This is a genomic window from Streptomyces sp. NPDC059003 (genome assembly GCF_042740445.1).
Taxonomy (GTDB): Bacteria; Actinomycetota; Actinomycetes; order Streptomycetales; family Streptomycetaceae; genus Streptomyces.
The window spans coordinates 1-1882 of the sequence record NZ_JBHYJH010000417.1 but is presented as its reverse complement, the minus strand read 5'-3'; the positions used below and the strand labels follow the sequence as shown (position 1 = coordinate 1882).

Sequence of the window (1882 nt, the reverse complement as noted above, 5' to 3'; positions counted from 1 at the left end):
GTAGCCGAACAGCTCGTTGCGGGAAGGCAGCGGGCGCAGCAGCACACACTCCTCAAGGAGCACTGCGGCCCGCCACCACGCGTCGGAGTCCTTGTCGTGCCGGGGCGGATCGACCTTGTGGCGGGCGGCCATCCCCACGAGCACCGAGAAGTCGTTGACGCTCACGTCGTCCGGCAGGATCTCGGCCTGGCGCTCCAGGAGCCACCGGTGGTCGATCAGGTGCTCGCTGGGCACTCAGGCCGCCCGCGAGGTCGAGGTCGGCCCGCCGAACTCGGCGTCGAAGGCGGCTGCGGCCTCGGTAGTCACGCGGCGGAACGCCGCGGCGCCGACGCCCAGGGCGCGTTCGCGCTTCTTCTCCTCGGCCAAGCGGGCGAGGTACTCCGGGACGGACAGTCCGGCGTCCGCCGCCAGGTCCTCGAAGGTGTGCACGATACGGTCATCGAGCTCAATGTCGGCCATCCCCCGAGTATGCCGCGCCGCGAAGCCCCCGCACTACTGGCTCCGCGCTCCGCGCGACTCCTCTCGCCTCCTGGCCGCAACCCGGCTCCCGTCGGGTCGTTGAGTGGACATGCCCCCTCGCCGACGGCACGCCGATCTGTTCCTGGACGACGCGAAGGCCTACTGCCGACGCTTCCGGCTGCGTGTTGGCGACGCCAGCCAGGTCGCCAAGCTCCTGGAGCACCTCCGGCACCTGAACAAGGTCCTCATCCAGCCGGACGGATCGCTCCCGCAGTTCGTCAGTTACCACCACCGCGTCCTCACCCCCGGCGACGACGCCTACACGCCCGAGTGGGTGCAGGGACGGCCGGTCCTGCTGTTCGAGGGGACCCTGGCTCCGCACGCGGGCGAGCGCAACGACATCGCCCGCCACATGCACGCCCTCCTCGACCCGGAGGGAGACCGCGCCTTCTGGCACGGCCCCGTCACCATCACCGCCTAGGACAGCAGGTACGGGGCCAGCCTGCCCGAGCAGCTCGCCCTGCCCGTGATGCGGCTGCTCTCCGACACCCACCGCCGGGCGATCGAGGAGGCGGCCGCGGCCCAGCCCTCCCTGTGACTGCGGTCCGGCAGGCTCCTCAAATCCCGTCCTCAACGGCGCCGACCGTGTCTTCGGAGGACACGGCCAGTTGTCCAGTTATGTATTCTGCGCCTGAGCTCGCTTCCGCCGACGCGGGTATGACCGCGCTGGAGCTGGGATACCGGTTCCAGCTGCTCGCCATGGACATCGTCCGCTTCAAGGGGGCGACGCACCCGGACGTGGCGGACGCGCTGGAGGCGCTCCGCGAGGTGCAGGGCGACGTGATGGGGGGCGCGGGACCGTATCCGGTGCTCGATACCGCCGAGGACGACGCTGACCCCCTGTATCTGCAGCTCCACCCCTGACTCACTTCAGGCCCCGGCCGCCGTGCTCGGCGACTCCGCCATCGGCCACTGCCCGTACAGCGGCACCGCCTCGAACACATCATCCTGCTGCGCGCCGGCCAGGGCATCGGCGCGGGTGTAGGTGGTGTCGGTGAGCGTCGAGTCCGGCGACCAGCGGCCCTCTTCGTTGCGGCGGGCCCGGGAGACCCCGGCGCGCTTGAGGTCGTTGTTGGCGCCCACCCGCAGGGAGTGGGAGCGCACCGGCAGCCCGCCGATGATCGCCTCGTCGGCGGCGGCCCCCTTCAGCACGACGCCGCGGCAGCCGTGCGCAGCATCACCGCGCTCGCCGAGATGCTCGGGCGCACTCCGTCCTGCAGGTGCCCCCTCCTCGCCTGGGATGAGACCGTGCGCTGGCCTGCTCGCTGGTCGCCGTCTTGCTGTGCTTGCCCGTCATGTGACGGCCGCGGCATGGGCGATCAGCCAGTTGGTCTCCAGAGGGCGAGCGTCGAGTATGCTCCGC

At 71.0% G+C, this 1882-nt stretch carries 4 protein-coding genes and 1 pseudogene; 2 read left to right on the top strand and 3 right to left on the bottom strand.

Annotated features, from left to right (window positions below; translation table 11 throughout):
* Positions 1-234: pseudogene (locus tag ACFWZ5_RS46255) on the bottom strand (toxin Doc); the annotation flags it as partial.
* Positions 235-459, bottom strand: coding sequence for an antitoxin MazE7 (locus tag ACFWZ5_RS46250; protein ID WP_384893307.1), 225 nt, complete (start codon positions 457-459; stop codon positions 235-237).
* Between the two features lie 109 nt (positions 460-568).
* Here ACFWZ5_RS46250 and ACFWZ5_RS46245 point away from each other — a divergent pair, with 109 nt between their 5' ends.
* Positions 569-940 carry a hypothetical protein gene (locus tag ACFWZ5_RS46245; protein WP_384893304.1) on the top strand — a complete coding sequence of 124 codons (372 nt, stop codon included), beginning with the start codon at positions 569-571 and terminating at the stop codon, positions 938-940.
* A gap of 197 nt (positions 941-1137) precedes the next feature.
* Positions 1138-1383, top strand: coding sequence for a hypothetical protein (locus ACFWZ5_RS46240; RefSeq protein WP_384893301.1), 246 nt, complete (start codon positions 1138-1140; stop codon positions 1381-1383).
* 6 nt (positions 1384-1389) lie between these two features.
* Here ACFWZ5_RS46240 and ACFWZ5_RS46235 read toward each other — a convergent pair whose 3' ends face one another.
* Positions 1390-1671 carry a hypothetical protein gene (locus ACFWZ5_RS46235; RefSeq protein ID WP_384893298.1) on the bottom strand — a complete coding sequence of 94 codons (282 nt, stop codon included), beginning with the start codon at positions 1669-1671 and terminating at the stop codon, positions 1390-1392.
* Positions 1672-1882 lie beyond the last annotated feature (211 nt).

What these genes read in the sequence shown, in the direction of transcription:
- ACFWZ5_RS46245 (WP_384893304.1), top strand. Translation starts at nt 569, where the DNA reads ATGCCCCCTCGCCGACGGCACGCCGATCTGTTCCTGGACGACGCGAAG.
- ACFWZ5_RS46250 (WP_384893307.1), bottom strand. Translation starts at nt 459, where the DNA reads ATGGCCGACATTGAGCTCGATGACCGTATCGTGCACACCTTCGAGGAC.
- ACFWZ5_RS46240 (WP_384893301.1), top strand. Translation starts at nt 1,138, where the DNA reads ATGTATTCTGCGCCTGAGCTCGCTTCCGCCGACGCGGGTATGACCGCG.